This window comes from Azotobacter vinelandii CA, from assembly GCF_000380335.1.
Lineage (GTDB): Bacteria > Pseudomonadota > Gammaproteobacteria > Pseudomonadales > Pseudomonadaceae > Azotobacter > Azotobacter vinelandii.
Map to the genome: position 1 here is coordinate 3,606,471 of NC_021149.1, position 24,834 is coordinate 3,631,304.

General features: G+C 62.8%; 22 protein-coding genes, 1 tRNA gene and 2 pseudogenes. 14 read left to right on the forward strand and 11 right to left on the reverse strand.

Going from position 1 to position 24,834, the window contains the following annotated elements:
* Positions 1-496 precede the first annotated feature (496 nt).
* A complete protein-coding gene (locus AVCA_RS16035) occupies positions 497-766 on the forward strand; it encodes a hypothetical protein (protein WP_231876212.1) in 270 nt (89 codons plus the stop codon).
* Between the two features lie 196 nt (positions 767-962).
* On the opposite strand, the gene AVCA_RS16040 is transcribed toward AVCA_RS16035, so the two are convergent.
* The 4 genes from AVCA_RS16040 to dapA form a co-directional block, all read right to left on the reverse strand.
* A tRNA-Ser gene (locus tag AVCA_RS16040) sits at positions 963-1,052 on the reverse strand.
* Between the two features lie 124 nt (positions 1,053-1,176).
* A complete protein-coding gene (locus AVCA_RS16045) occupies positions 1,177-2,046 on the reverse strand; it encodes a phosphoribosylaminoimidazolesuccinocarboxamide synthase (RefSeq protein ID WP_012702061.1) in 870 nt (289 codons plus the stop codon).
* Between the two features lie 112 nt (positions 2,047-2,158).
* Positions 2,159-3,271: an outer membrane protein assembly factor BamC gene (bamC, locus tag AVCA_RS16050; RefSeq protein WP_012702062.1), complete on the reverse strand. Its 1,113-nt coding sequence runs from the start codon at positions 3,269-3,271 to the stop codon at positions 2,159-2,161.
* A gap of 19 nt (positions 3,272-3,290) precedes the next feature.
* The gene (dapA, locus tag AVCA_RS16055; RefSeq protein WP_041807320.1) at positions 3,291-4,169 is read right to left on the reverse strand and encodes a 4-hydroxy-tetrahydrodipicolinate synthase; all 879 of its coding nucleotides are present in this window, start codon (positions 4,167-4,169) and stop codon (positions 3,291-3,293) included.
* Positions 4,170-4,333: 164 nt separating this feature from the next.
* Between dapA and AVCA_RS16060 the strand changes: the two genes are divergently transcribed.
* Together AVCA_RS16060 and AVCA_RS16065 are read left to right on the forward strand one after the other, a co-directional pair.
* A complete protein-coding gene (locus AVCA_RS16060) occupies positions 4,334-4,891 on the forward strand; it encodes a glycine cleavage system transcriptional repressor (protein WP_041807322.1) in 558 nt (185 codons plus the stop codon).
* A gap of 9 nt (positions 4,892-4,900) precedes the next feature.
* Positions 4,901-5,377, forward strand: coding sequence for a peroxiredoxin (locus AVCA_RS16065; protein WP_012702065.1), 477 nt, complete (start codon positions 4,901-4,903; stop codon positions 5,375-5,377).
* Positions 5,378-5,400: 23 nt separating this feature from the next.
* Here AVCA_RS16065 and AVCA_RS16070 read toward each other — a convergent pair whose 3' ends face one another.
* On the reverse strand, positions 5,401-5,652 hold the full coding sequence (locus tag AVCA_RS16070) for a sulfurtransferase TusA family protein (protein ID WP_012702066.1): 252 nt from the start codon (positions 5,650-5,652) through the stop codon (positions 5,401-5,403).
* Between the two features lie 138 nt (positions 5,653-5,790).
* On the opposite strand from AVCA_RS16070, the gene AVCA_RS16075 reads away from it, so the two are divergent.
* Positions 5,791-7,224, forward strand: coding sequence for a M48 family metalloprotease (locus tag AVCA_RS16075; protein ID WP_041807324.1), 1,434 nt, complete (start codon positions 5,791-5,793; stop codon positions 7,222-7,224).
* Between the two features lie 61 nt (positions 7,225-7,285).
* Here the strand turns inward: AVCA_RS16075 and nadA are convergent, their stop codons facing one another.
* The 3 genes from nadA to AVCA_RS16090 form a co-directional block, all read right to left on the reverse strand.
* Positions 7,286-8,344: a quinolinate synthase NadA gene (gene nadA, locus AVCA_RS16080; RefSeq protein ID WP_012702068.1), complete on the reverse strand. Its 1,059-nt coding sequence runs from the start codon at positions 8,342-8,344 to the stop codon at positions 7,286-7,288.
* 180 nt (positions 8,345-8,524) lie between these two features.
* Positions 8,525-9,037, reverse strand: coding sequence for a polyhydroxyalkanoate granule-associated phasin (locus AVCA_RS26875; protein ID WP_231876213.1), 513 nt, complete (start codon positions 9,035-9,037; stop codon positions 8,525-8,527).
* Between the two features lie 118 nt (positions 9,038-9,155).
* The gene (locus AVCA_RS16090; protein WP_367888946.1) at positions 9,156-10,652 is read right to left on the reverse strand and encodes a DASS family sodium-coupled anion symporter; all 1,497 of its coding nucleotides are present in this window, start codon (positions 10,650-10,652) and stop codon (positions 9,156-9,158) included.
* Between the two features lie 452 nt (positions 10,653-11,104).
* On the opposite strand from AVCA_RS16090, the gene AVCA_RS16095 reads away from it, so the two are divergent.
* Positions 11,105-11,614 carry a DUF3016 domain-containing protein gene (locus AVCA_RS16095; RefSeq protein ID WP_012702073.1) on the forward strand — a complete coding sequence of 170 codons (510 nt, stop codon included), beginning with the start codon at positions 11,105-11,107 and terminating at the stop codon, positions 11,612-11,614.
* A 323-nt stretch (positions 11,615-11,937) separates the two neighbouring features.
* Positions 11,938-12,540: a hypothetical protein gene (locus AVCA_RS26880; protein ID WP_012702074.1), complete on the forward strand. Its 603-nt coding sequence runs from the start codon at positions 11,938-11,940 to the stop codon at positions 12,538-12,540.
* Here AVCA_RS26880 and AVCA_RS27285 read toward each other — a convergent pair.
* Positions 12,507-12,635 carry a peptide-methionine (S)-S-oxide reductase gene (locus AVCA_RS27285; RefSeq protein ID WP_081434900.1) on the reverse strand — a complete coding sequence of 43 codons (129 nt, stop codon included), beginning with the start codon at positions 12,633-12,635 and terminating at the stop codon, positions 12,507-12,509. The genes AVCA_RS26880 and AVCA_RS27285 overlap by 34 nt on opposite strands.
* 784 nt (positions 12,636-13,419) lie before the next feature.
* On the opposite strand from AVCA_RS27285, the gene AVCA_RS26505 reads away from it, so the two are divergent.
* The 6 genes and pseudogenes from AVCA_RS26505 to AVCA_RS16125 all read left to right on the forward strand — a co-directional run bounded on the left by AVCA_RS26505 (position 13,420) and on the right by AVCA_RS16125 (position 19,281).
* Positions 13,420-13,584, forward strand: coding sequence for a hypothetical protein (locus AVCA_RS26505; protein WP_156483618.1), 165 nt, complete (start codon positions 13,420-13,422; stop codon positions 13,582-13,584).
* A gap of 257 nt (positions 13,585-13,841) precedes the next feature.
* Complete coding sequence (locus tag AVCA_RS16105; RefSeq protein WP_012702076.1) at positions 13,842-14,891, forward strand: NAD(P)-dependent alcohol dehydrogenase; 1,050 nt, start codon at positions 13,842-13,844, stop codon at positions 14,889-14,891.
* A gap of 74 nt (positions 14,892-14,965) precedes the next feature.
* A pseudogene (locus AVCA_RS27290) lies at positions 14,966-15,776 on the forward strand (SDR family NAD(P)-dependent oxidoreductase).
* A gap of 117 nt (positions 15,777-15,893) precedes the next feature.
* A complete protein-coding gene (locus tag AVCA_RS16115) occupies positions 15,894-16,787 on the forward strand; it encodes a LysR family transcriptional regulator (protein ID WP_012702078.1) in 894 nt (297 codons plus the stop codon).
* Between the two features lie 296 nt (positions 16,788-17,083).
* Complete coding sequence (locus tag AVCA_RS16120; RefSeq protein WP_236616198.1) at positions 17,084-18,277, forward strand: MFS transporter; 1,194 nt, start codon at positions 17,084-17,086, stop codon at positions 18,275-18,277.
* A 98-nt stretch (positions 18,278-18,375) separates the two neighbouring features.
* Complete coding sequence (locus tag AVCA_RS16125; RefSeq protein ID WP_012702080.1) at positions 18,376-19,281, forward strand: LysR family transcriptional regulator; 906 nt, start codon at positions 18,376-18,378, stop codon at positions 19,279-19,281.
* A gap of 54 nt (positions 19,282-19,335) precedes the next feature.
* On the opposite strand, the pseudogene AVCA_RS16130 reads toward AVCA_RS16125, so the two are convergent.
* A pseudogene (locus AVCA_RS16130) lies at positions 19,336-20,344 on the reverse strand (GTP 3',8-cyclase MoaA).
* Entirely contained in the window at positions 20,334-21,314 is a 981-nt protein-coding gene (locus AVCA_RS16135; protein ID WP_012702082.1) for an XdhC family protein, read from the reverse strand. Before AVCA_RS16135 ends, AVCA_RS16130 begins: the two are co-directional and overlap by 11 nt.
* Before the next feature lie 711 nt (positions 21,315-22,025).
* Between AVCA_RS16135 and AVCA_RS16140 the strand changes: the two genes are divergently transcribed.
* Positions 22,026-22,472, forward strand: coding sequence for a (2Fe-2S)-binding protein (locus tag AVCA_RS16140; RefSeq protein WP_012702083.1), 447 nt, complete (start codon positions 22,026-22,028; stop codon positions 22,470-22,472).
* 4 nt (positions 22,473-22,476) lie between these two features.
* Positions 22,477-24,717 (forward strand): xanthine dehydrogenase family protein molybdopterin-binding subunit, encoded by a 2,241-nt coding sequence (locus AVCA_RS16145; protein ID WP_012702084.1) that lies wholly within the window; start codon positions 22,477-22,479, stop codon positions 24,715-24,717.
* The last annotated feature ends 117 nt before the right edge of the window (positions 24,718-24,834 follow it).

The following is a 24,834-nucleotide window of genomic DNA, read 5'->3' on the forward strand; positions in this document are numbered from 1 at the left end:
GATGGAAACCCGCGCTTCGGAGCTTCCAACCAGTCGCTGGTCATCCTGGTTGAAAAGCTTTCTATAATGGTCATCGATGCAGGACTTCCAGCGCTCCACTCCCCCGCCATCCTCGATGGGGTTATACAATAATGATGGAAACCGCTTGAGCCTGTCCCGCTCAATTGCCTGCCATCATTTCCGTGGCACATTTTTACTTGGAAAGCAGAGGAGACTTGTGGTAACTACCCGACAGCCATGATTCGTATACAATATGGAAGCCTCTTCGATAACTGCCCGGTCTGGCAAGAAGCAGATTGATAAAATCCAGCCAGGCTGGCATACGATGAAAGGGCTCCTTTCCTGACAGCGGTCTAGAATAACGAGAAAGTGCGCTGTCGAAGGTTCGTTGCCTCATGAATATGGATTTACGCTCCATCCGATGGATCAGGATGCGCATTTAAATTCATATGGCAACTTTTCCTTGTTCAATGTTCAAAATTGACAGGTAAGCCCATTGAGCTCACAACAAATCACCGAAGCCGAAATGCGCGAGGCATTGGGCCTTGCCCCAGCAAAGCCCGCTCCCGAGAAGCGCAAACACCCATTCAGCTACATTCTGGTGGAGTTGAGTGTACGCAAACTGACTGGTGGCCCGGCATTCCGGTTCGAATACAAGTCTCGTTCGCTCAGCACCCTGGAAGCGAAACTCGAAGCGGAGAAGGCCGTACGCAAGAAAGGACTTGAAGTCTGGGCCGTGCTTGATGTCCGTCAAGTCAGCGAGTAAGCAGAAGAGACCTTCCGAAGGCCATCGGATGGCCTGTCATCGACAGTGTGAAAAGATCGGCTGACTGTTCGGACCAAGGCCTGTCGGCATAATGGTATCGGTCGACGTATATCGTCGTGCGAACGTCACGAGACAAGGCGAAAGAATTGATCGCATGAAAAAGCCTTGCAGCTCGAGAACTGCAAGGCTCTGGATATGGCGGGGAGATAGGGATTCGAACCCTAGGTACCCTTGCGGATACAACGGATTTCGAATCCGTCCCGTTCGACCACTCCGGCATCTCCCCTGGGCGGCGCGCATGATACCAGCTCGAATGCCTTTGGCGAACCCCCCCGCATGGATTTTTTTGTGTGCATTCAGGTAATTGGCCAACTCCGGCAAGTACTGCGGCAAAGCGACGGCCCGACTTCTCAGCAGGCCAGGCGGGTCAGTGCCTCACGGTATTTATCGGCCGTCTTCTGTGCGACTTCGAGCGGCAGCGACGGTGCCGGCGGCTGCTTGTTCCAACCGGTGGACTCCAGCCAGTCACGCACGAACTGTTTATCGAAACTTGGCGGATTCCGTCCTTCCATATAGCTATCGGCTGGCCAGAAACGGCTGGAATCCGGAGTCAGCACTTCGTCCATGAGCGTCAGGGTACCATTCTCATCAAGACCGAATTCGAACTTGGTATCGGCGATGATGATGCCCCGAGTGGCAGCGTATTCGACGGCGGTACTGTACAGGGCAATGGAGGCATCGCGTACTTTTGCCGCCAGCTCCTTGCCGATGATCCCTTCGCAGCGTGCATATGTGATGTTTTCATCATGAACGCCCAGTGCCGCCTTGGTAGAGGGTGTGAAGATCGGTTGCGGCAGCTTGGCGGCTTCCCTCAACCCGGCCGGCAACGGAATGCCGCAAACAATACCGCCCTTCTGATATTCCTTCCAACCGGAACCGGCAATATAGCCACGCACAATGGCTTCCACCGCCACAGGCTTGAGGCGCTTCACGACCACCGCCCGTCCTTCGACCAAGGGCAACTCGGCGGCTGGAACCACATCCTCGACCCGATCTCCGGTGAAATGGTTCGGCACTATGCCGGCCAGCTTGCCGAACCAGAAATTGGAGATGGCAGTGAGAATCTTGCCCTTGTCCGGAATCGGCTCGGCGAGAATCACATCGAAAGCCGACAGCCGATCGCTGGCCACCATCAGCATGCGCTTGGCGTCGACTTCATAGAGGTCGCGGACTTTGCCCGAATAGATTTTCTTCAGGCTGAGGCTGGTAGGTGTAGTCATCGCGTCTTTTCGCCTTTATCAAACAAAATAGGCGAAACCGGAAAGGTTTCGCCCATCATCGATTCGTGCCATGGCCGAAACGGTCGCAGAATGCGACCCAGGCCGTGCAGCATTAACCCAGATGTTCCTGAAGCATGTTCAGCACCCGGCGCGCCACCCCTTCCGGAGCGAAGGTATTCATGTCCTTTTCCACCGTGACCTGGATGCCCTCCGCAATCCGGGTCAGGCGTACCTGATAGCGTTCGGCGCGAGCCTCCACTTCCTTCGGGTCCTCCTTCCCGCCAAACAGGCGCCCGAGAAGCCCCGGTTTCTCATTCCTGTCGGCCTTTTCGGCGAGGTTGATGTAATACACCCCGAGGCTGCGGTTGATGTCCTCGACCCGTACATTGCCCATTTCCAGGGCACGACCGATGCTCGACCAGGCCCGGTCGAAATCGGCATCCAGGTTCAGGAAGGGGTTGCCATTGCCATCTTGCGAAAGGGTGACACGGCTCGGCGCATCGAAGTCGCGGGCGGCCAGCAGGGAAACCGAACCGCCACGCTCGGCGCTACGCGTCAGACTGGCATTCATCTCGTCGAGCAACGCTGCATCCAGACCGGCATCGGCACGACCGGCCGCTCCATCGCCGGAGCCGCTACCGGACGGACGCAACGCACTGCTCACGAAAATCTCGCTGGAGTTGCGCTGAACACCGGGTTCGACACGCACATGCACCCGGACCTCGCCCCCGCCCGTCTGCCCGGAGACACGACCGCCCAGGCGGCGCGCCAAAGGTACGGACAGTGCGTCGAGCGGTTGCCAGGCGGTGATGAACTCACCGGCGGAAAGGCGCTCCTCGGAGAGGCTGAAGCCGTTATCCTCGAAAAACTGCCGGAGCATCGGCCAGACCTCCGCTGGCGCACGCTGAGCCACGAGCCAGCGAGAGTCACCACTCTGCTGCAGGCTGAACTCGTTGACCTCCTGCCCGCTCTGCAACGCCTGGGGGCGCGGCACCTCGAAGTCAGAGCCGTGTTGCAAATCGGCGACATTCAAAGGCACCGGCAGTAGCGGATCGATGCGCTTGACCTCGACATCCGCTGGCAAGCGCATCGGAGCGGTCTGCCGTGCCTCGAGATAATCGCTGCCGCGGTCACGGAAATACCCATGCTCTCCCCACAGCCAGCCACAGCCGCTGGCACTCGAAAGGATCGCGGCAAGGGCGGAGAGCCCGGCCAGTCGCTTCATGCACAATGCTTCCCGATGATCAAGCCAGCGCACCGATCTGGCGGAGAGCCTGACGCAACGGCTCGTGGCAAGCGGGGCTCAACGGGGTCAGGGGCAGACGAATACCCTCGGGAATCAAGCCCATCTCGTACAACGCCCACTTCACGGGAATCGGATTGGACTCGAGGAACAACGCCTTGTGCAACGGCATCAGACGCTCGTTCATAGCCCGAGCGATGGCCGCCTCGCCACGCATGGCCGCAGCGCACAGATCACTCATGGCGCGCGGAACGACGTTGGCAGTCACCGAAATATTGCCCTTGCCGCCCATCAGGATGAGTTCGACAGCGGTGGGATCGTCGCCCGAATACACCAGGAAGTCCTTGGATACGCGCGCCAAGACCTCCCGACCACGCTCCAGGTTACCGGTCGCCTCCTTGATGCCGATGATGTTCGGCACTCTAGAAAGGCGCTCGACGGTTTCCGGCAACATGTCGCAGACCGTGCGCCCAGGCACGTTATAGAGGATTTGCGGAATCGCCACGGCCTCGGCAATGGCGCGGAAGTGCTGGAACAGGCCTTCCTGGGTCGGCTTGTTATAGTAGGGAGTCACCAGCAGGCAGGCATCGGCACCGACGCTCTTGGCGTTCGCCGTCAGTTCGATCGCCTCGCGCGTACAGTTGGCACCGGTACCGGCGATCACCGGAATCCTGCCATTAACCTGATCGACCACACGACGGATGACTTCGACATGCTCGGCGACGTCCAAGGTCGCGGACTCGCCCGTGGTACCGACCGCGACGATGGCGTTGGTACCTTCTTGCAGGTGGAAGTCCACGAGCTTGCCCAGGCCGTCCCAATCCAGACCGCCCTGCGCATCCATGGGGGTGACCAGAGCCACCATGCTGCCCGCAATCATGCAACCACTCCTGCCGGAAAAATGAGTCGTAATGGTACTGTCGCCCTCTGGCTTGTACAAGTTGACCACAAAGCCCAAGCATTCCCCTCGACGCTGCTTTTCGTTACCCTTCCGGCTTTGTTCGGCGCCTCTTGCGACGACGGCTCATCGTTTAGGAAAGCTGCATGTCCACCCCTCCCGTTCGCGAACAGTTCCTCGTCATCAGCGTTCTCGGCAGCGCCCCCATGGAGCTGACCAACGTGCTGTGCCGTGCTAGCCAGGAAAGCCGCTGCTCGGTTGTCAGCACCCGCCTGACCCGCCATGGCGAAATTTGCGCCCTGGTCGTACAGGTGGCCGGCAGTTGGGACGGGCTGGCACGCATGGAGGCCAGCCTGCCGGCGCTGGCCAAGCGGCACGACTTCACCTACAACCTGACCCGCAGCCAGCCCCTGGACAATCGCCCGCAGGCATTGCCTTACGTTGCCTATGTCAGCGCAGCCTACCGGCCGGATATTCTCGCCGAGCTCTGCCAGTTCTTCATCGACCACCGCGTCGAACTGGAAAACCTCACCTGCGATACCTACCAGGCACCGCAAACCGGTGGCACCATGCTCAACGCAACCCTGACCGTCACCTTGCCGGCCGGCACCCAGATCAGTTGGCTGCGTGACCAGTTCCTCGACTTCGCCGATGCCCTGAACCTCGATGCCCTGATCGAGCCCTGGCGCCCCCAGAATCCCTAAGGAGTCTCCATGCCCGTCGTCCTCGAGCAGCCCGTTCCCGACTTCCAAGCCCAGGCCACCGGCGGCCAGACGGTTTCGCTTGCCGCACTCAGAGGCCGGCAGGTGGTCCTGTACTTCTATCCGAAGGACAGCACGCCGGGCTGTACCACCGAAGGCCAGGGCTTCCGTGATCGCCACGACGAGTTCCAGGCGGCCAACACCCTGGTCTTCGGTGTTTCCCGGGACGGCTTGAAATCCCACGAGAACTTCAAGAGCAAGCAGGCCTTCCCGTTCGAGCTGATCTCCGACAAGGAAGAACAGCTTTGCCGGCTGTTCGATGTGATCAAGCTGAAAAAACTCTATGGCAAGGAATATCTGGGGATCGATCGCAGCACTTTCCTGATCGACGAGGATGGCGTATTGCGCCAGGAGTGGCGTGGCGTGAAGGTCCCAGGCCACGTCGACGCCGTGCTGGCCGCAGCCAGGGCTCTGCAGCAGTCCCGCTGAGCCCGGCGGCCAACGAGCCTGCGTCAGGCCTTGCGTAGCCAATAGCGGAAACGATCTCCTTCGATCTCCTCATGGAGCAGGCGATGACCGGCCAACCTGGCGAAGGCATGAAAGTCCCGTTGCGAACCAGGATCCGTCGCGGTCACCTTGAGCACCGCTCCGGAAGGCAGACGGTTCAACTCCAGCTTGGCCTTGAGCAAAGGCAGCGGACAACTCAGGCCACTGGCATCCAGTTCGGCATCGCAGGTATCGGCCTGCCACTCGGCATCAGTCATAGGACTCTCCAGAAAAGGTCCCAAGGATAACCAAGCCGGTAGAGAAGTGACCAGTCGCCTGCCGGGCGTGCCTGCCGACACCGAGGCGCCTAGACTTGAATGGATACAGCAATGCCTTTGAACGTCAGAACCTGCCGCATGAATTTCCTGCACCCCGGCCTCCTCGCTCTCGCATGCCTGCTCGCACTCCCTGGCGCAGCCAATGATCTGCCGTCATTGGGGGACGCCAGCTCGGCCATCGTATCCCCCACTCAGGAGCATCAGCTTGGCCGAGCCTGGCTCAGCCTGCTACGCGGACAGGTTCCCCACCTGTCCGATGCACAACTGAAAGACTATGTGGAAACCAGTGTCTATCGCCTGAGCGAAACCAGCCAGGTACAGGACCGTCGCCTGGAGTTCGTCCTGCTCGACAGCCCGCAACTGAACGCCTTTGCCGCCCCCGGCGGCATCATCGGCGTGAACGGCGGCCTTTTTCTCTACGCAGAGACCGAAGCCGAATACGCCGCGGTGCTGGCCCACGAACTGGCGCACCTCTCGCAGCGCCATTTCGCGCGTGGGCTCGAAGCCCAGCAACGCCTCCAGCTTCCCATGATGGCCACCATGCTTGCCGGCATCATCGCTGCCGCTGCAGGTGCCGGAGACGCCGGCATGGCGGCAATTGCCTCCAGCCAGGCGGCGGCAATGCAGGAAATGCGGCGCTTTTCCCGCCAGAACGAACAGGAAGCCGACCGCATCGGCCTGCTCAATCTGGAAAGGGCTGGTTATGACCCGCGCGCCATGCCGAGCATGTTCGAGCGCCTGATGCGTCAGTACCGCTACGACGCCAAACCGCCGGAGTTCCTTCTGACCCACCCGGTCACCGAATCGCGCATCGCCGATACCCGTAACCGCGCAGAGCAATATCGCCCGGGCGGCCGTCAGGACAACCACCGCTACCAGTTGATGCGCGCCCGTGTGCAACTCATCTACGAGCAGACCCCCGGCATGGCCGTGAAGCGTTTCCGCGCCATGCTCGACGAACAACCCGCATCCACGTCCGCACGCTACGGACTGGTGCTGGCCCTGACCAAGAGCGGCCAGCTCAACGAAGCCCGGGAAACGCTGCAGCCCCTGCTCAACAAGTCGCCCAACGACATCGACTACAATCTTGCCGCGGCTGCCCTGGACATCACCGCCAACCGCCTTGCGGAAGCCGAAGCTCGGATCAAGCGCCTGCTCGCCCTGTATCAGGACAACTACCCGTTGCGCCAGGCCCAGGCAGACCTGCTGCTCAAGCAGAACCAGCCGGCAGCAGCGGAGAAAATACTCAACGAGTTGCTCGCCAATCGCCCTCAGGACCCGGATGTCTGGTACATGGCCGCGGAAGTTCGCGGCCTGTCCGGCGACATCATCGGGGTACACCAGGCCCGCGCCGAGTACTTTGCTCTGGTCGGCAATTATGACCAGGCCATCGAACAATTGAATTTTGCCAAGCGTCGCGCCAGCAGCAACTTCCAGTTGGCCGCACGCATGGATGCCCGGCAGCAGGAACTGAAAGAAGAAAAGAAGATGATCGAGGAAATGCTGCGCTGATCCCTGAAAAAGCCCCGCAAGGTCTGGCCGGACCTCTACTTCTCAGAGGGCAATCCTCCCATCAGGCATTGCCGGCGAGCCTCAGGCGAGCTGCCTGGGTGAAGTCAAGCATGCGCGCAAGTGGCTTGACTGCCCGCAGGATCAGAGCAGGATCGACGAAAATTTCGTTGATGCCACCGCGTAGCGTCGCCAAGGTACGCTCCAGGGTATTCATCGCCATCCAGGGGCAATGCGCGCAGCTACGGCAGGTTGCGCCATTCCCCGCCGTGGGTGCTTCCACGAAGTGCTTGTCCGGGCAAAGCTGTTGCATCTTGTAGAAGATGCCGCGATCGGTGGCCACGATGAGGGTCGAATTGGGCAGCGTTTGTGCCGCCTTGATCAACTGGCTGGTCGAGCCCACCGCATCGGCCAGTTCGATCACCGCCTCCGGGGACTCCGGATGGACCAGCACGGCAGCGTCGGGATAAAGCTGTTTCATGTCGAGCAACTGCCTGGCCTTGAACTCCTCGTGAACGATACAGGCGCCGTCCCAGAGCAGCATGTCGGCACCAGTTTCGCGCTGAACGTAGCGACCGAGATGGCGATCCGGAGCCCAGATGAGCTTCTCGCCATTGTCCATGAGGCTTTCCACGATCTCCAGGGCGCAACTGGATGTGACCACCCAGTCGGCCCGTGCCTTGACCGCCGCCGAAGTATTGGCATAGACCACCACCGTGCGCTCGGGATGCTGGTCGCAGAAGGCGGAGAACTCCTCCACCGGACATCCCAGATCCAGCGAGCAGGTCGCCTCCAGGGTCGGCATCAGCACGCGCTTTTCCGGATTGAGGATTTTCGCTGTCTCGCCCATGAAGCGCACACCGGCGACGAGCAGCGTCCGGGCCGGATGCTGGCTGCCGAAGCGGGCCATCTCCAGGGAGTCGGCGACGCAACCGCCGGTTTCCTCAGCCAGTGCCTGCAACACCGGGTCGCAATAATAGTGGGCGACCAGTACGGCGTTCTGCCTGCGCAACTCAGCGGCGATCTCGCGACGGTAATGGGCTTCTTCCTCGGCGCTCAGCGGCCTGATCTGCTTGGCATCGAGATGGGCCTGGATGAGGAAGCGTTCGGAAATGTGGGTCATATTCGCTGGGACCTGCAGGCACGGGCGCGGAAAGCGAGTATATCATTCTGCGGCTCGGCAACAGAGAGCGGAGCGCGGCGGGGAAGATCGAGTGAAAAGACGTATATCGTTCGGAAGAGGTTTCCGGAGGACCGCGAGAACTCTGCAAAAGTTACCCACGGCCAGCCGAAGCCACCGCCATCATCGCCCAGGGCTGGAGCGGCTCAAGCGCTTGGCATTGCCCACCGCCCGCCTATGCAGCGGAGCCACCCCCTTGCCCAGCACATCCAGCATGGCGGACTGAACCGCCTGCGCCGACTTGAACCATGCATCCTTGCCGACCAGCATCGGGTTCCACGTCCTCATCAGCGAGAAGACCAGCTCCTGATTGGCATGGAACATCTGCAGGTACATGGCCATCCAGGACTCACCGAAGGCGGCCAGCTTTTCCGCTCCCATCAGTTGGAACTCGCGTCGGTCCCTGGCGGTCGGAGCCGTCCCCGCCATGGCCATGCGTGCCATGCGCTGCGCGACGACAAGCGGCACAGCCATTGCCAGCTCGACTACCTGCTTGGAAGCACGATTCGTTCGACGACGAGCCCGAGCCATACTGTCCTCCACGAAGCGCACCATGAACGGCGCGGCAAGGTTATGAACAACCGCAAAGCCCACTGCCAGGAACAATAGCAGAAGGAAGCACAGGAATCCGCCCAACCGATCACTCCATTTTCGGACCGACACCCGGACCTGGCTCAGTCCCCAAACCACCGGCTCGCGCCTGGCTGCCCCGAAGGGTCCATGACACGGCCGACGCCCGCATCGGCCGGCGCCTTCAGATCAGCCCCAGCAGGGGCCACCAGGTGAGGGCGAAGAGGAGCAGCAGCGCATAGCCGGCCACCGTGAGCCAGAGGCCAACCATGGTGAACTGTCGCGTAGTGAAGGTTTCCGTACCCAGACAGACCATGTTCTGCGGTGCGTTCACGGGCAGGATGAAACCGAAGCTGACAGTGAAGGCCAACAGCATGGCGATGCCCGGTGCGTTCAGATCCGGCACGCTGGCCAGCACATTGATCAGGATCGGCATCAGGGCGGCGGTCAACGCGGTGGCACTGGCAAAGCCCAGGTGGATCAGAATCAGGAAAGCCGACAGCAGGGCGAAAATGGCGAAGGGCGACAGCGTATCAAGCTGGAAAGCCTGTACCACGGAACTGGAAAGCCACTGTGCCGCCTTGGTATCGAGCAGCGCGGTGCCCAGGCTGATGCCAACGGCGAAGACGATCACCGTTCCCCAGGGAATCAGCTTCTGCGCCTGTTTCCAGGTCATCACGCCGATACCGGGAAGCAGCATCAGAGCGACACCGGCGATGGTGGTAGAGGCGGTGTCGAGCGAATGAAGCTTGTTCTCCGTCGCCCAGAGTCCGAGGAGAACGAGCGAGATCGCCAGCAGGCGCTTTTCGGGAGCCGTCATGGAACCCAGCGCCCTATAGGATTCGGCCATGGCCTGCTTGCCACCGGGGATTTCCTCGATTTCTGGCGGCAACACCTTGCGCACCACGAAATAAAGGATGACCGACATGATGACCGCCCAGGGCGCGCCGGCGATCAGCCAATCGACCCAGGCCAGCGCCTGGTCGGCGCCGAACTGCTTTTCCACGAACCCCCGCGACAACAGGTTCTGGGCGGCGGAGGTCATGATGCCGATGTTCCAGATGCTGGTCGCCTGGGCGATGGTGATCATGATCGAAGCGGCGAGCGGCCCCTTGCGATCCAGTTTCAGAGAAGCGATACCGCCCAGCATGATGGGGACCACGCAGGCCGTGCGGGCGGTGGCACTGGGTACCACGAAGCTGAGCAGGATAGTGACGATGATGGAAACGATCAGCACCCTTCTGCCACCCGCCCCGATATGGGACATGGTGAATAGCGCAATACGCTGGTCGAGCCCCGTCACCGTCATGGCGGCAGCGATGAACAAAGCGGCGGCGACGAGCGCCAGGCCCGAATTGGAAAAACCCGCCAGCGCCAGTTTGAGTCCCCCCTGGGTACCGTATGGCACATCGGGATTGGCCACCGAGGGGGCGCTGCCCACCAGGAAAATGATCAGGGCTGCGATCAGGATGGAGCTGACGGTGTAATCCATCGCCTCCGAAATCCAGATGATCACGGCGAAAGCCAGTATGGCCAGCATGTGCTGGCCGGCGGCGGGCAAGCTGCCTTGCAGCGGCAGAAGCTCGATGCCGACGGCGGCCGCGACGGCCAGAATGGCGCCGATGGCCTGTCCTCTGGTGAATCGGGGGTTGGCAACCGGGGCTGCGGTAACGGCGGACAAAAGAAATCTCCTCGAAAATAGGGCGATCGATACAGTGAACTGTAATTCTCCGTCGATGACTGAAGTTGAGATGGATCAACCGTCTCGCCCCCTCCATGACCGGCATTTCCGGCTCGAGGCCGCCCTGCTGCGAGCCTGCCCGGTTATGGGGCCCCGGCCGGCGCTCGAAGAGCGAGCCGGACGAGTCGCCAACGAAACGCCTGTGCGCCCTCCCCCCAGGCCCGCCGGCACCCCGCACCGCTCTCGAGCTGCGGGGCCGAGCATACGGACACGGCTCATCGAACCAGGCGCGCACTCCGATTTTTGGCGTGAGCCATGGGCTAGAACAATGTCGCCGATGGTGCGACTCTCAACTCCTATCCTGATGAGAGCAGTGTTCCTCGTTCAGGTCATTCAGGCAGCCAGGACCTTCTGGAGGAATCTCCGGATCAAGAGCCGCTAGGAGACAGGTGATGCGCTCCATCCTGTTCGCCGCGCTGACGACGCTCGATCTGGCCGTCGGCGGGTCAAGGCCGATCGCGGCAGAGCCTCGTGTCACGGTCGAGTTCACACAGCCCGAGAACTTCCGTGACGCCACCCTGAGCGGCCGCCACCGTGGTGCCGACGAACGAGTGCTGAACGAACTGCGCACCAGCTTCGAATACCTGGGCGAGCGCTATCTGGCTCCAGGCCTGAGCCTGCATGTCGAGGTGACCGACATCGACTTGGCCGGACGTCACGAGCCCTGGTGGAGGAGTCAGGGTTACGACATGCGTGTGATGCGTGAAATCGACTGGCCGAGCATCAACCTGAACTATGAGCTACGGCGTAACGGCACGGTGATCGCCAGCGAGAAGGCAAGGATCACCGACCCCTCGTATCTGCAGCACCCCGGACGGCACGGATATGGCATCAGAGATCCGCTCTACGCCGAGAAATACATGCTTGACCTGTGGTTCCGGCAACGCTTTATCGACCGATAGGATGGAAGAATCGCCCTGAGAATAGGCAGCGCTTTCGGCTCCATGGCGTAGGCATGGCCTGAAGGCAAGGAGGGAGGTGACCACCCTCCTCCGGCAAAGCGACAGGCATTTGCCCGCTCCCGGCAAAGCGCGCAGCCGAAGAAGCAGCCTTGCCAGCCCGGCCCCTCCTTAAGCATAAGAAAGCGATTTTTTTATTGATCCATGTCAACGAAATCGGTAGCTTCCATACCAAGGAAGACGGAACAGCGGCGATAACAGCGCCACATCCCGTCCCGATTGAATCGACTGGTAACGACCGCTCGTCTCGCTCTGGGGGAACCACCATGAACAAATTCGGAATGCTGGCCCTGACCATCGGCATGCTCACCGTCGGCACCGTCAACGCCGCCGAAATCGTCCGGGAAGTGACGAGTGAGACTTCGGGCCAGGCCACGGGTGGCATGAGCGGCATGATGGCCGGCTCCGTCGGCGGTCCGATCGGTGCGGTGATCGGCGCAGGCTTCGGCGCGCTGTTCGGCGGTTCAGGCCAGAAGGCCCTGGGTGCCAGCGAGCGTATCTACCTGGTACGCACCGACAGCGGCGAACTGAAGAAATACCGCTCGCCGAACTACGTCTTCGCCGAAGGCGACAAGGTGGTGCCACGGCAACCGTCCGCGTCCGTATGGCTGGACTCCCGAGACCGCCGAAGCCTTCGCTTACAACGGCAACTAATGTATGAGGTGGACAGCGCCCGGGTTGTCCACCATCACCGATCCCGCAATGGCCTGATACTTCCTCCCTGCTCTCCCGGCGGCACCAGCGACTTGATTGGGCTGCCCTTCCCACGACGTCACCTTACTTCCGACGACCAGTCTGCTATGCGGGACGAGCGCGCAGTCGCCCAAGGCTCCCCTCATACCGGAACCGGTGATCGAGCACTGACATAACCCACCTCGACACCGGTAACGCCACGAACCTGCCGATGCGCGGCTTCAATGCACCAGAAGCACGCTGCTCCCGGGGTAATGAACGACTCCTGCATATGTTGTTCTCGTTGGCTAAATTACGGGTTGCCCCCTCAGAGCCGATCACGGCGATGTCAAGGAAACCCCGCAAAAACTACGTATTGAAGTATTTATAAGCGAATATGTTCAGAGAATAAGTATTGGGCACTCAAAGAGCCTCAGTCGCGCAACATTCTCCGGCTATACACGCCATCTGAATTGCCGGCGCCTGTGTGCACCACATTCCAACACTGCTCGGAGAATCATCGGTCGAGGAGCAGTGGTTTCAACTTCAAGGCCCACCGCTTACCACTCGGAGAGTTCACCCACGAGACGGTGAACCGATACTCCTTGCCCTCGTCAATGTGGCGGCGTCGAAAAAAGCCTGCAAAACCCGGAAAGATCGAGCGTCAAGGTTCTCCGAAATACCGTAGCGACCTGAAATTTCCAGCTCGGGGTGCAGTCGCCAGACAGCATGCCGATCAGGTCGACGCTTTTCCGGCCCAGCAGCGAGAGTCACTGCCCGCACGGAGTGATTGGCATGGCACAAGGATCAGCCATGGCAATCTCCTGCAGCGCAGATAGCCCTCTCAGTAGGATTTCTCCTCTTCGATCCGCTCACGCAAACTGCTGATCCAGACCACTGGTGGAATGAATGGCAGACCTGCGAAACGAATTGATCAATCTGGTGCATAGGTGCGTGTGGTCTTTCCAGCCTACCGGGCAACCTGACGCGACATAGAGTGACTGGCCAGGCTCGATTCGATCGTCGCCTCCAAAGTGGAGAATCGACCTCATCGGTCACAGAAGGAAGTTCCAATAATGAGGAAGTTGATTCTATTGTTTGGCGTTCTATTGAACGCACTCACTGTAATGGCTGCAGAACTGCTGGTGACCCCAAGCGCCGGCCATGTGGATCTTTATGATCGCGTCAGTCTGATCCCGTTCGACAAACTGACCGCCTTCTTCCGTAACAACCTGAAGTAGCCCGACTATCCGTGTTGCCACGGTCGCTCGATAAAAAGGCCATGCCATTGAACGTGGCCTTTTCGCTCGACGCGGATTACCCCGCCACCCGTACCTGCCGGGCGCCCGAAGGCGAACGACGAACCCGGATTGATCAATCTGCTGCATAGGTGCGTGCGACCCTGGTGACTTATTCGATCGGCCCGTATCGGCCTACATTGGCCATCTCGCCCGCGCGTCATATCGAGCGCACGGCACGTTGATGAAAGGAGCCTTCCATGGTTGTAAAAGCATACGGAGCCTATGCCGGCGACAAGCCCCTCGAACCGCTGGAGATCACCCGCCGCCCCCCGGGGCCGCATGATGTCCAGATCGACATCACCTATTGCGGTATCTGCCATTCCGACCTGCATCAGGTGCGCGCCGAGTGGGCCGGCACCCGGTTCCCCTGCGTTCCGGGCCATGAGATCGTCGGCCGCGTGTCGGCCGTCGGTGCGCATGTGTCGGACTTCCGTGCGGGCGACCTGGTGGGCATCGGCTGCATCGTCGACAGTTGCAGGCACTGCGAAGAATGCGACGCCGGCCTGGAAAACTACTGCGATGGCATGGTCGGCACCTACAACTTCCCGACGCCGGACGAGCCGGGCTGGACGCTGGGCGGCTACTCGCAGCGGATCGTCGTGCACGAAGGTTACGTGCTGCGCATCCGGCACCCCGAAGATCAGCTCGCCGCCGTGGCGCCGCTGCTGTGTGCGGGCATCACGACCTACTCGCCGCTGCGTCACTGGCAGGCCGGCCCGGGCAAGAAGGTCGGCATCGTCGGCATCGGCGGCCTGGGCCACATGGGCATCAAGCTCGCCCATGCGATGGGCGCGCACGTGGTGGCGTTCACCACCTCCGCGTCCAAACGCGAGGACGCCAAGGCACTCGGCGCCGACGAGGTCGTGGTATCGCGCAATCCCGGGGAAATGGCGGCCCATGCGAAGAGCTTCGACCTGATCCTGAATACCGTTGCCGCGCCGCACGACCTCGATGCCTTCCTGAGCCTGTTGAAGCGGGACGGCACCCTGACGCTGGTGGGCGCGCCGGCCTCGCCCCACCCTTCCCCCGACGTGTTCAACCTGATCTTCAAGCGCCGCTCGATCGCCGGCTCGATGATCGGCGGCATCCCGGAAACTCAGGAAATGCTCGACTTCTGCGCCGAGCACGGCATCGTCGCGGACATCGAGCTGATCAGGGCCGAGCAGATCAACGAGGCCTACGAACGGATGCTCAGGGGCGACATCAAGTACCGCTTCGTGATCGACTCCGCCACCCTGGCGGGTTGATCGAGAGAAGGCCCATGGGCATCACCTATGACTTCAAGGGACAGGTGGCACTGGTCACCGGCGCCGCCTCGGGCATGGGACTGGCCACGACCCGCGCCTTTGCCGCCGCCGGGGCCTCTGTCGTGCTGTCGGATGTGAACGAGGCAGCCCTGCAGCACGCGACGGAATCCCTCGAGGACGCTGGTGGCGACGTTATCGGCGTGGCCTGCGACGTTTCCGACGAGGCACAGGTAGAGGCGCTGGTCGGACAGGCCGTTTCGACCTTCGGCCGACTGGACACCGCTCTCAACAATGCGGGCATACAGGTTCCCGCCAGCGAGATCGCCGATCAGCCGCTGGCGGATTTCGACCGTGTCACCGCCGTCAACCTGCGCGGCGTCCGGGCCTGCATGAAACACGAACTGGTGCAGACGCGGCATCAGGGCAGCGGTGCGATCGTCAACTGTTCGTCGATTGGCGGACTGGTCGGCCGCGGACTGCTTGCCGCCTACCATGGCTCCAAGCACGGCGTGGTCCCTGACCCGCAGCGCCGCCCCCGAATATGCCGCGCGCGGCATCCGCGTGAACGCCGTATGTCCCGGTACGATCGACACGCCCATGGTGTCGAACATGCTGGACAGAGGCATGCTGGTCATGGATGACCTGCTGCGCGAACTGCCGATGGCACGCCTGGGACGCCCGGAAGAAATCGCCGATGCGGTGCTGTGGCTGTGCAGCCCCGGCTCCACCTTCGTCACCGGCCAGGCCTTGGCCGTCGACGGCGGTTCCACCGCATACCGAGGCCCTCGTAGCCACCTTCGACCCCGGCAGGTGCCGTCAGCCGCCGGGGACAGTCTTTGTGTGCCACCCACGCGGCCCAGCCGAGAATCCCGACTTCATCGTTGAGTTCCTGTCACGGTTGATAACCAGGCGGCCTGCGGGCGCCATCGCGCCTGGCCGCCGAAAGAGGAACGGGGCGTATCCGGTTGGTACAATTTCGCCGTCCATGCCTGGAACGAATCGATGCCTCGGGAACACTACAGCGAGTTGCTCGCCTTGATAGCCGTTGCACGGGAACGCAGCTTCACCCGCGCAGCCGCCCAGCTCGGCATCTCCCAGTCGATGCTCAGCCATACGATCCGTGGGCTGGAAGCCCGTCTCGGGGTGCGACTGCTGACGCGGACCACGCGCAGCGTATCGGTCACGGAGGCCGGCGAACGGCTGTTGCGCGTGGTCGCCCCCCGGCTCAAGGACATCGAGTCGGAGCTGCGGCATGTCGCCGAGCTGAGCGAAACAGCGGCCGGCACGATCCGCATCACCGCCACCGAACATGCCATCGACACCCTGCTGTGGCCGAAGCTCTCCGAGATCCTGCCCGCCTACCCGAAGATCAAGGTGGAGCTGAATTCCGACTACGCCCTCACCGATATCGTCCAGGGCCGGTACGACTTCGGCGTTCGCCTGGGCGATGGGTTGACCAGGGACAGCTCGGCCGTGCGCATCGCGCCCGACCTGCAATTCGCCATCGTCGGCGCGCCGTCGTATTTCGCTTCACGCGCGATGCCCGACAAACCCCAGGACCTGGCGAACCACGAGTGCATCAATCTGCGGCTCCCGACACGGGGCAACCTGTACGCCTGGGAACTCAAGAAGAGCCAGAGCGAGTCGAATGTGCGGGTGGAGGGCCAGTTGGTGTTCAACGGTATCTACCAGATCCTGAACGCCGCGTTGTCGGGGTTCGGACTGGCCTACGTTCCTGAAGATCTGGCCCGTCCGCATCTCGAATCGGGACGCTTGCTGCCCGTGATGAAAAGCTGGTGGCGCAAGTTTCCCGGCTATCACCTCTACTACTCCAACCAGCATGAAATCTCACGAGCCATGCAGATCCTGATCGAGGCGCTGCGCTACAGGAAATAGCCTCGCCCGAGGAAGGCACGCTTCCGCCCCGGGACGGCCTTCAGCGGTGGAGGCCCCATTCGTGGACGAGCCATGCCGCACAGGCGACAGGATTAATCAGCCGGGTTCATAGCGCTATTCAGAGTTTTGTGTTTTTCGAATAGTCCGGCATCCCTATCATGGGGCTCCAACAGCGGCGGCAAGCGAACCATCCCGCTCGCGACATGCACGCCCGGCCGCACCTTCATCCGACCTCGACCACGTTGCGCCCCTCTTCCGCGAGGCGGTGCCGGGTTGCGTATTGCCAGAGTAGACCGATGACGACTTCAACTCTCGAATCCGTATCTGCCCAACGGCAGATAGGCAGCGCCGTGGGTTCCATGGCGCTTTGCGTGGCACTGCTGATCGCCTCCGAATTCATGCCGGTCAGCCTGCTGACACCGATCGCCGAAGACCTGCAGGCCACCCAGGGCCTGGCGGGACAGGCCATCTCGGTGTCCGGCCTCTTCGCGGTGCTGTCCAGCCTGTTCATCGCACCTGTCGCCGGGCGCTTCGATCGCCGGCACGTCCTGATGGGCATGACCCTGCTGATGCTGCTGTCGCTGATCATGATCGCCCTGGCGCCCGACTTTTCCCTGCTGATGACGGCCCGCGCCCTGCTGGGACTGGCGATCGGCGGTTTCTGGTCGCTGGCCACGGCGACCGTCATCCGGCTGGTGCCTGCCGAGCGTGTACCGAAGGCGCTTGGCACCATCTACATGGGCAATGCCATCGCCACGACGTTCGCCGCTCCGATCGGGGCCTACGTGGGAGGACTCCTCGGATGGCGAGTGGTGTTCGGCGCTCTCGTTCCGCTGGTGATCGTCAACCTGCTGTGGCAGGCCAGGAGCCTTCCCGCGATGCCGCCGCAGGCGACCATTCCGACGATGCGCCTGTTCGAGCTACTCAAACGCAGGCATGTCGCCCTGGGCATGATCTCGACCATGCTGACGTTCGCGGGTGCGTTCGGCGCCTTCACCTATTTCCGCCCCTTCCTGGAGGCCGAAACGGGCGTGAGCCCGAGCCAGTTGCCGCTCCTGCTGCTCGGCCTTGGCATGGCCGGATTCGCGGGAACCCACTTCGCCAGCGCCATGCTCCATCGGCAGCGCCTCTACCCGCTCCTGCGCTACCTCCCCCTGGCCCTCGCCGTCGTCACCCTGGCAATAATGGAGGCCGGGCATCTCTTCTGGGCGGTGGCGGCCATGATGGTCGGCTGGGGAGCGCTGAACGCTGCCATACCGGTGTGCTGGTCCACCTGGCTGGCCAAGGAAATCGATGACGAGCCGGAAAGCGGCGGTGGACTGCTGGTCGCCTCGATCCAGTTGGCGATCATGATGGGCGGCGCACTGGGCGGCCAGCTCCTGGACCGTGCCAATGCTTCCGCTCCCCTGGTGGGCGGCGCGATCCTGCTGGTCCTTTCCGCTCTTGTCATCGGCAACGGCACCCGCATCAGGAAACCGGCACGGGCCTGAGCCCAAAGCCGCATGCCAGCCTGGCATGAAGCGCGCTGGGCGAAGAACGGCGATGATTGATAGGGTTACGCCGCTCGTATGAAGAAGACAGACCGAGCATGAGAGACAATATCCTGCGCGAATCCTTCGGCGGACTGGTGGCGTTCGTTGCCGTGGCTCGCGAAAAGAGCTTTACCCGGGCGGCTGCGCACCTCGGCCTGTCGCAATCGGCCGTCAGCCATGCCGTGCGGGCGCTGGAGACGAAGCTCGGCGCTCGTCTGCTGGCGCGCAACTCACGCACGGTCTCGCCCACCGAAATTGGCGAAAGGCTGCTGCAGTCGGTCGCTCCGCAGCTGGAGGAGATCGATGCCGAGATGTCCGCCTTGTCGGCGCTGCGCGACAGCCCCATGGGGACGATACGCGTCACCGCCTCGGATCACGCGATCCGTAGCGTGCTGGCAGCCAGACTGAAGAAATTCCTGCCGAAGTATCCGGGCATCCAAGTCGAACTGTTCGCCGACAATGGCCTGGTCGATCTTGCCGCCGAGCGGTTCGATGCCGGCGTTCGCCTGGGCGAGATCGTCGCGCAGGACATGATCGCGGTACGCATCGGCCCAGACATCCGGTTCGCCGTGGTGGCCACCAAAGGATACTTCGCCAATCATCCCCTCCCCGGGAAGCCGGATGACCTCATGCAGCACAACTGCGTCAACCTGCGCCTGCCCACCTACGGAGGACTCTGGGCCTGGGAGTTCGAGAAGGCCGGACGACAGCTCAACGTCCGCGTGAATGGCCAGCTCACCTACAACAGCATCTATGACTGCCTTGACGCCGCGATGGAGGGTCTCGGCGTGGCGTACGTGCCGGAAGACATGGCGCTGCCCTACATCCGCACCGGCCATCTGGTGTCCGTGCTGGAAGACTGGTGCCCCTACTGGTCGGGATACCATCTCTACTACCCCAGCCGGCGGCAACCGTCGGGGGCCATGTCCCTGCTGATTTCGGCCCTCCGCTACGAGCCGTAGACCAAGGCCACGCCGGGCTGGCGCCGGCCGCGCGATGTCGACACGGGGTGCGGCTCAACCACCGATCAGCTTCATGCTCATCGCATCGCCGGAGAAGCGCTCGGCCTGCTTGTCCGCCAGCGCTCGCGCGGACAGCTCGCGAATACGCGCCAGCGCCCCGTCGCGAGGCAGCTCGAGCACGTCCCCCAGGTAGTGATTCCGACTGGAAGACAGGCAGCCATGCAGCCATCCGGTGGAGCTCAGCCGCGCGCGGCTGCACTGGCTGCAGAACGGCGCACTCTCGTTGGCGATGACACCGAAGTAGCCGCGCCCCGGTATCGCGAAGCGTTGTGCCGTGGTGTCCGGAGCGCTGGGCACATGCTCGAATCCGTGGCGCTCGGAAACGATCGCGAGGATTTCCGCCATTCCGACGAACTGGCGCTGGAAGGATACAGGGTCCAGGGCCAGGTGCCCCATGCGCATCAACTCGATGAAACGCAGCTCCATACCGCGTGCCAGGCAGTATTCGAGCAGCGGCAAGACCTGCTCGCGATTGTGCCCGCGTAGGGGCACCATGTTGATCTTCACCCGCACACCGGCCGCGAGGGCCTGATCGATACCCTCCAGCACCTCGGCCAGATCGCCGCCACGGGCGATGCGGCGTAAAGCCCCGGCGTCCAGGGTATCAAGCGAAACGTTGATGCGTTCGATGCCAGCCGCCAGCAGCACCGGGAGCTTGCGCGACAGCAACTGGCCATTAGTGGTCAGGGAGACATCCGCGAAGCCCAAGCGCCCCAGTTCGGCCATGAAGCCGTCGAACAACGGACTGATCAGGGGTTCGCCACCGGTGATGCGCAAGGTGCGCAGGTCGTTGACGACCTTGAGGTATTTCGATGGCCAGGAGCAGCTTGGGCGAAGACAACGCTTTCCGATCGGCATGCAGGCGCTTGCCATCCGGCACGCAGTAGACGCAGGCGTAGTTGCAAGCGCCGGTCAGGCTCACGCGCAGGTTACCCAGCCGCCGTCCCTGCGCGTCGATGATCCGGCCCCGTTCATCATCGTCGAGCGATGGCTCAGAGCGCATCGCGCGGCCTGCCGCGATAGACACGGACGACGTCGGCCATGACGGCCAGAGCGATTTCCGCCGGCGTCTTGCTACCCAGCGCCAGACCGATGGGCATCCGCAGACGGGCGATCTCTGCCTCGCTCAGGCCACCGGAGCGACGCAGGCGCTCGGCACGTGCCGCCGAGGTACGTTGAGAGCCCATGACACCGATGTAGAACGCGGGCGTGCGCACGGCCTCGATCATCGCCAGATCATCGATTCGCGGGTCGTGGGTCAGCGCTACCACGGCGGTGGCCGTGTGGCAGCCATCGGCGGCGATGAACAGCGAAGGCAGTTCCTGGCGCACCTCGATACCGGGCACGTCGAAGCCGGCATGAGCCTCTTCGCGCGGATCGCAGACAATGACCTCGAAACCCAGGGCCAGTGCGAACTGCGCGCAGACCACGGACACCGGCGAGATACCCGCGATGATCAACCGCGCGGCCGGTCCGACGCGTATCCCGACCGAATGTCCATCCGCCGACTCGACCACGCGCGGTCCCAGGCCATCGTCCTCGTGCAACCGCAGCTCGCCGTTGCGCAGATCGGCACAGCGCAGCAGATGACGCTGCCCCTGCAGCGTTGCCCGCAGGCTCTCCAGGTGACGCCAGGTGGTGCTGTCCGCAGGCAACCGCTCGATCAGCACCTGGAGAATCCCGCCACACGGCAGTGCGATCCGCGAACCCTGCGGCCCCGAGGGATCACCGTAGCGCAGAGCCGTGACGGTGCACTCGAACGCCCCATCCTGCAGCCTCTCGAGAAAGTCCTCCTCCACGCAACCACCGGACAGCGAGCCGATATGCGCACCATCGCGACGCGCCGCCAGCAGGGAGCCGGGCTCGCGGGGCGAGGAACCGAACGTGGCCAGCACCGTGCACAGCCACACTTCCTCACCTGCGCGCGACCACGCCAACGCCTGCTCGATAACCTGCAAGTCCAGATGCTGCATACCAAACGACCTCGATGAACGTTGGCTCAATGAATAGGCTTGTTGCCGGACAACCGCCGCGAAACACTGAGCAATCGGCGAAGACGCCAGCACTGCGCCTCCCACCTCATAAGGCGTGGAGAGCGGATAAGCCCATGAACCCTATTGATAAATCCTTCGACTGGCTCCAGCCCCTCGCCCCAGCGCAGCCCCAGCGGCAGGCCGCTCATGCCCTCCGAAACACTCTGCGCGGGGCGCCGCTCGGCCCCCCAATCGCCCAGGCCTCGAGCTCTGCACGCGGGCTATGGCATCCCCACTTCTCCTGCTGCGCCGTTGGCGGACGCGACTTCAGCCGTGTGCGGCAACCGCGTGCATCGGTACCGGCCTCACCGTCCTGAAGCCGTTCCGCCTCCATTAATCAATCGCACGCATAGGTCCATGCAATCTTTCCGTCTACCTGAGCCGGCATTTCGTCTGGGCTAATACTCGCTGCGTTCAAGTGGACCAGGCCTTCAGGGCAGCGGGAACGATCCGAAACCTACGGTCGCCGCTGCATCGCCGATGCCCTTCCAACTGGCCAGGCAGCCTCGCCCGTCGGTCACCGGCCCCCGGGCCCGGAATGACCACCGATGCCGAGCCGCCCGTCCCCGACACAGCGCTCAGCCCCGATTACGAACACCATGATGTCTGGCACGAGGCCAGCGATAGCTAAGCCATCCGAGGAGAAGACCCATGGAACTGACGATCAATGGAACCAAACGCCAGGTGGATGCTGCCGCCGATACCCCGCTGCTCTGGGTCATCCGTGAGGAGCTGGGTCTGACAGGCACCAAGTATGGCTGTGGCGCCGCGCAATGCGGGGCCTGTACCGTGCTGGCGGACGGGCATCCCATCCGCTCCTGCGTGATGCCGGTCAGCGCTGTTGCCAACCAAGCCATCACAACCATCGAGTCCATTGAAGAGGACCCGGTGGGCAAGCGAGTGGTCGAGGCCTGGATCGAGCACCAGGTCCCCCAGTGCGGTTACTGCCAATCCGGCCAGGTTCTGACCGCCACCGCTCTGCTGAAACAGAACGCCAAACCCAGCGAAGCCGAAATCGCCGCGGCCATGATTAATCTCTGCCGCTGCGGAACCTACAACGCCATCGCCGATGCAATGCAACAACTGGCCAAGGGCTGAGGAAATGATGCCGATGCACATGCCCCAGATTCCCGACACCCTGCCCACGGACGGCAAGCCCTTCAATCTGTCCCGCCGCCGGTTCGTGGGGGCCTCGTTGAGCGCACTGGTACTGGGCGCCCTGCTGCCCGGCAAGGTCGTGAGAGCCGCGCAGAGCCAGGCCGCCGAAATCAAGCCCGGTACCCGTGTCCCGGCCTTCCTGGAAATCCGTCCCGACGGTACGGCGCTGCTGCGCAGCCCCTTCGTCGAAGGCGGCCAAGGCATCTACACCGCCTTCGCCCAGATCGTCGGCGAAAAACTCGATATCGCGCCGGATCGTTTTTCCGTCGAATGCGCCCCGCCGGGAGCCGACTACCTGCTGGTGAATGGCGCCCGCTTCACGGGCGGCAGCTTCTCGGTACGTTCCAGCTTCGAAGTGATGCGTCGCCTCGGAGCCTCCACCCGCCACATGCTGCTGCAGGCCGCCGCCACCAGACTGAAAGTGCCGCTGGCGAGCCTGACCACACAGCCCGGCGTCGTGGTACACACGGCCTCCGGCCGAACCCTGAGCTACAGCGAACTGGCCGCCCTCGCCGCTGCGCTGCAGCCCCCTGAACAGGTACCCCTGCGCGCCAGGAAGGACTTCCGCTGGATCGGCAAGTCCGTGCCACGCCTGGATGCCCACGACAAGTCCACCGGCAAGGTGAAATACAACATCGACGCCGAAGTCGAAGGCATGCTCCTGGCGGCTGTCCAGCACGCACCGCGCATGGGTGGCGAGCCCGAGGCCATCGCCAATGAGTCCGAAGTCAGGGCGATGCCGGGCGTGCATTCGATCCATCGCCTACCCGGCGCGGTCGCTGTGGTGGCTCGGCGCTGGTGGCAGGCCCGGCGCGCCGTGGAGTCGCTCAAGGTCGACTGGAAGGAAGCCGCACCGGGAACCCCGCACGCCATGCCCGCCAATTTCTCCTCCGCCGGCATGCGCGCCACGCTTGCCGCCGCTCCCGGTCCCGGGATTTCCGCCGAGAGCATCGGCGACGCCGCCAAGGCGTTGGAGAGCGCCAGCCAGGTCATCGAGGCGACCTATGACGCCCCTTATCTGGTCCACGGCCAGTTGGAACCGCCTTCGGCACTGGCCCGCTGGAACACAGACGGGACCCTCGAGCTATGGCTACCCAACCAGGCCCAGGAAATGTTCCAGCAGGCCGCAGCCAGGGCCGCGGGCATCGCCCCCGACAAGGTCATCGTCCACTCCTCGCCACTGGGCGGTTTCTTCGGCCGGCACTTCCTCTACGGCACGGCGAACCCCTTCCCCCAGGCCATCCAGTTGGCCAAGGCCGTCGGACGCCCGGTGAAACTGATCTGGAGCCGCGAAGAGGAGTTCCTTCGCGATGCGCTGCGGCCGATGGGCCTGGCGCGCCTCCGCGCCGGAATCGACGAGAACGGCCTGCCGCAAGCGCTGTACGCCGAGGCCGTCGGCGAGAGTCCGACCGAGCGCTGGTTCGGCCGCCAGCCGGACAAGGCCAACGACTCGGCGGTCGAGGGCATCGCCGAGAAACCCTACGCCATCCCCGACCGGCGGGTCGCCCAGGTTTACCTGGAACACCCTCCCACCATCGGTTTCTGGCGTTCGGTCGGACATTCGATGAACGACTTCCTCTACGAGTCCTTCTTCGATGAAGTGGCCGATGCCGGCAAGCAGGACCCGTACGAGTTGCGCCTGCGCCTGCTGGCGGACAAACCGCGGCACAAGGCGCTGCTGCAGGCGGTCGCCGAGCTTTCGGGTGGCTGGAAACGCGGCCCCTTCAGCGCCAGCGATGGCAGCAAGCGAGCGCGGGGCGTAGCCATGGCGTCGCCGTTCGGCAGCGAGGTGGCCACCATCGCCGAGGTGTCCATCGAGAACGGATCGGTAGTGGTCCACGATGTCTGGGTGGCCTTCGACCCCGGCAGCATCGTCAATCCCGCCATCGTCGAGGCCCAGGTGAGGTCCGCCGTGGCACTGGGGCTTTCGTCCACCCTGCTGGAGGAAGCCGTGTACGAGAACGGCATGCCCCGTGTGCGCAACTTCGGCGCCTACGCCATCCTGCCGCCCGGCCGGATGCCCCGTGTGCATGTGCGCATCGTCGAAAGCGGCACCCCCATGGGCGGCGTTGGCGAGCCCGGACTTCCAGGCGTGCCGCCGGCCGTGATCAACGCGGTCGCGGCGCTCACTGGGCAGCGCGTGCGCAGCCTCCCCCTATCCAAGACTCACTTTGCCGGCGCGTGATGCGCAGCCCCGCTCTTTCATATCGCCACGACACGCAAGGAAACCGATGACCATGAAGCGCCCGTTTCAAGCCACACTGCTTCTCGCCCTGCTCTGTACCGGCGCAGCACTGGCCGA

Excerpts from the sequence above, each read along its gene's own strand:
- AVCA_RS16045 (WP_012702061.1), bottom strand. The coding sequence starts at position 2,046 with ATGACTACACCTACCAGCCTCAGCCTGAAGAAAATCTATTCGGGCAAA.
- bamC (WP_012702062.1), bottom strand. The coding sequence starts at position 3,271 with ATGAAGCGACTGGCCGGGCTCTCCGCCCTTGCCGCGATCCTTTCGAGT.
- dapA (WP_041807320.1), bottom strand. The coding sequence starts at position 4,169 with ATGATTGCGGGCAGCATGGTGGCTCTGGTCACCCCCATGGATGCGCAG.
- AVCA_RS16060 (WP_041807322.1), top strand. The coding sequence starts at position 4,334 with ATGTCCACCCCTCCCGTTCGCGAACAGTTCCTCGTCATCAGCGTTCTC.
- AVCA_RS16065 (WP_012702065.1), top strand. The coding sequence starts at position 4,901 with ATGCCCGTCGTCCTCGAGCAGCCCGTTCCCGACTTCCAAGCCCAGGCC.
- AVCA_RS16070 (WP_012702066.1), bottom strand. The coding sequence starts at position 5,652 with ATGACTGATGCCGAGTGGCAGGCCGATACCTGCGATGCCGAACTGGAT.
- AVCA_RS16075 (WP_041807324.1), top strand. The coding sequence starts at position 5,791 with ATGAATTTCCTGCACCCCGGCCTCCTCGCTCTCGCATGCCTGCTCGCA.
- nadA (WP_012702068.1), bottom strand. The coding sequence starts at position 8,344 with ATGACCCACATTTCCGAACGCTTCCTCATCCAGGCCCATCTCGATGCC.
- AVCA_RS16095 (WP_012702073.1), top strand. The coding sequence starts at position 11,105 with ATGCGCTCCATCCTGTTCGCCGCGCTGACGACGCTCGATCTGGCCGTC.
- AVCA_RS26880 (WP_012702074.1), top strand. The coding sequence starts at position 11,938 with ATGAACAAATTCGGAATGCTGGCCCTGACCATCGGCATGCTCACCGTC.
- AVCA_RS27285 (WP_081434900.1), bottom strand. The coding sequence starts at position 12,635 with ATGCAGGAGTCGTTCATTACCCCGGGAGCAGCGTGCTTCTGGTGCATT.
- AVCA_RS26505 (WP_156483618.1), top strand. The coding sequence starts at position 13,420 with ATGAGGAAGTTGATTCTATTGTTTGGCGTTCTATTGAACGCACTCACT.
- AVCA_RS16105 (WP_012702076.1), top strand. The coding sequence starts at position 13,842 with ATGGTTGTAAAAGCATACGGAGCCTATGCCGGCGACAAGCCCCTCGAA.
- AVCA_RS16115 (WP_012702078.1), top strand. The coding sequence starts at position 15,894 with ATGCCTCGGGAACACTACAGCGAGTTGCTCGCCTTGATAGCCGTTGCA.
- AVCA_RS16120 (WP_236616198.1), top strand. The coding sequence starts at position 17,084 with ATGACGACTTCAACTCTCGAATCCGTATCTGCCCAACGGCAGATAGGC.
- AVCA_RS16125 (WP_012702080.1), top strand. The coding sequence starts at position 18,376 with ATGAGAGACAATATCCTGCGCGAATCCTTCGGCGGACTGGTGGCGTTC.
- AVCA_RS16135 (WP_012702082.1), bottom strand. The coding sequence starts at position 21,314 with ATGCAGCATCTGGACTTGCAGGTTATCGAGCAGGCGTTGGCGTGGTCG.
- AVCA_RS16140 (WP_012702083.1), top strand. The coding sequence starts at position 22,026 with ATGGAACTGACGATCAATGGAACCAAACGCCAGGTGGATGCTGCCGCC.
- AVCA_RS16145 (WP_012702084.1), top strand. The coding sequence starts at position 22,477 with ATGATGCCGATGCACATGCCCCAGATTCCCGACACCCTGCCCACGGAC.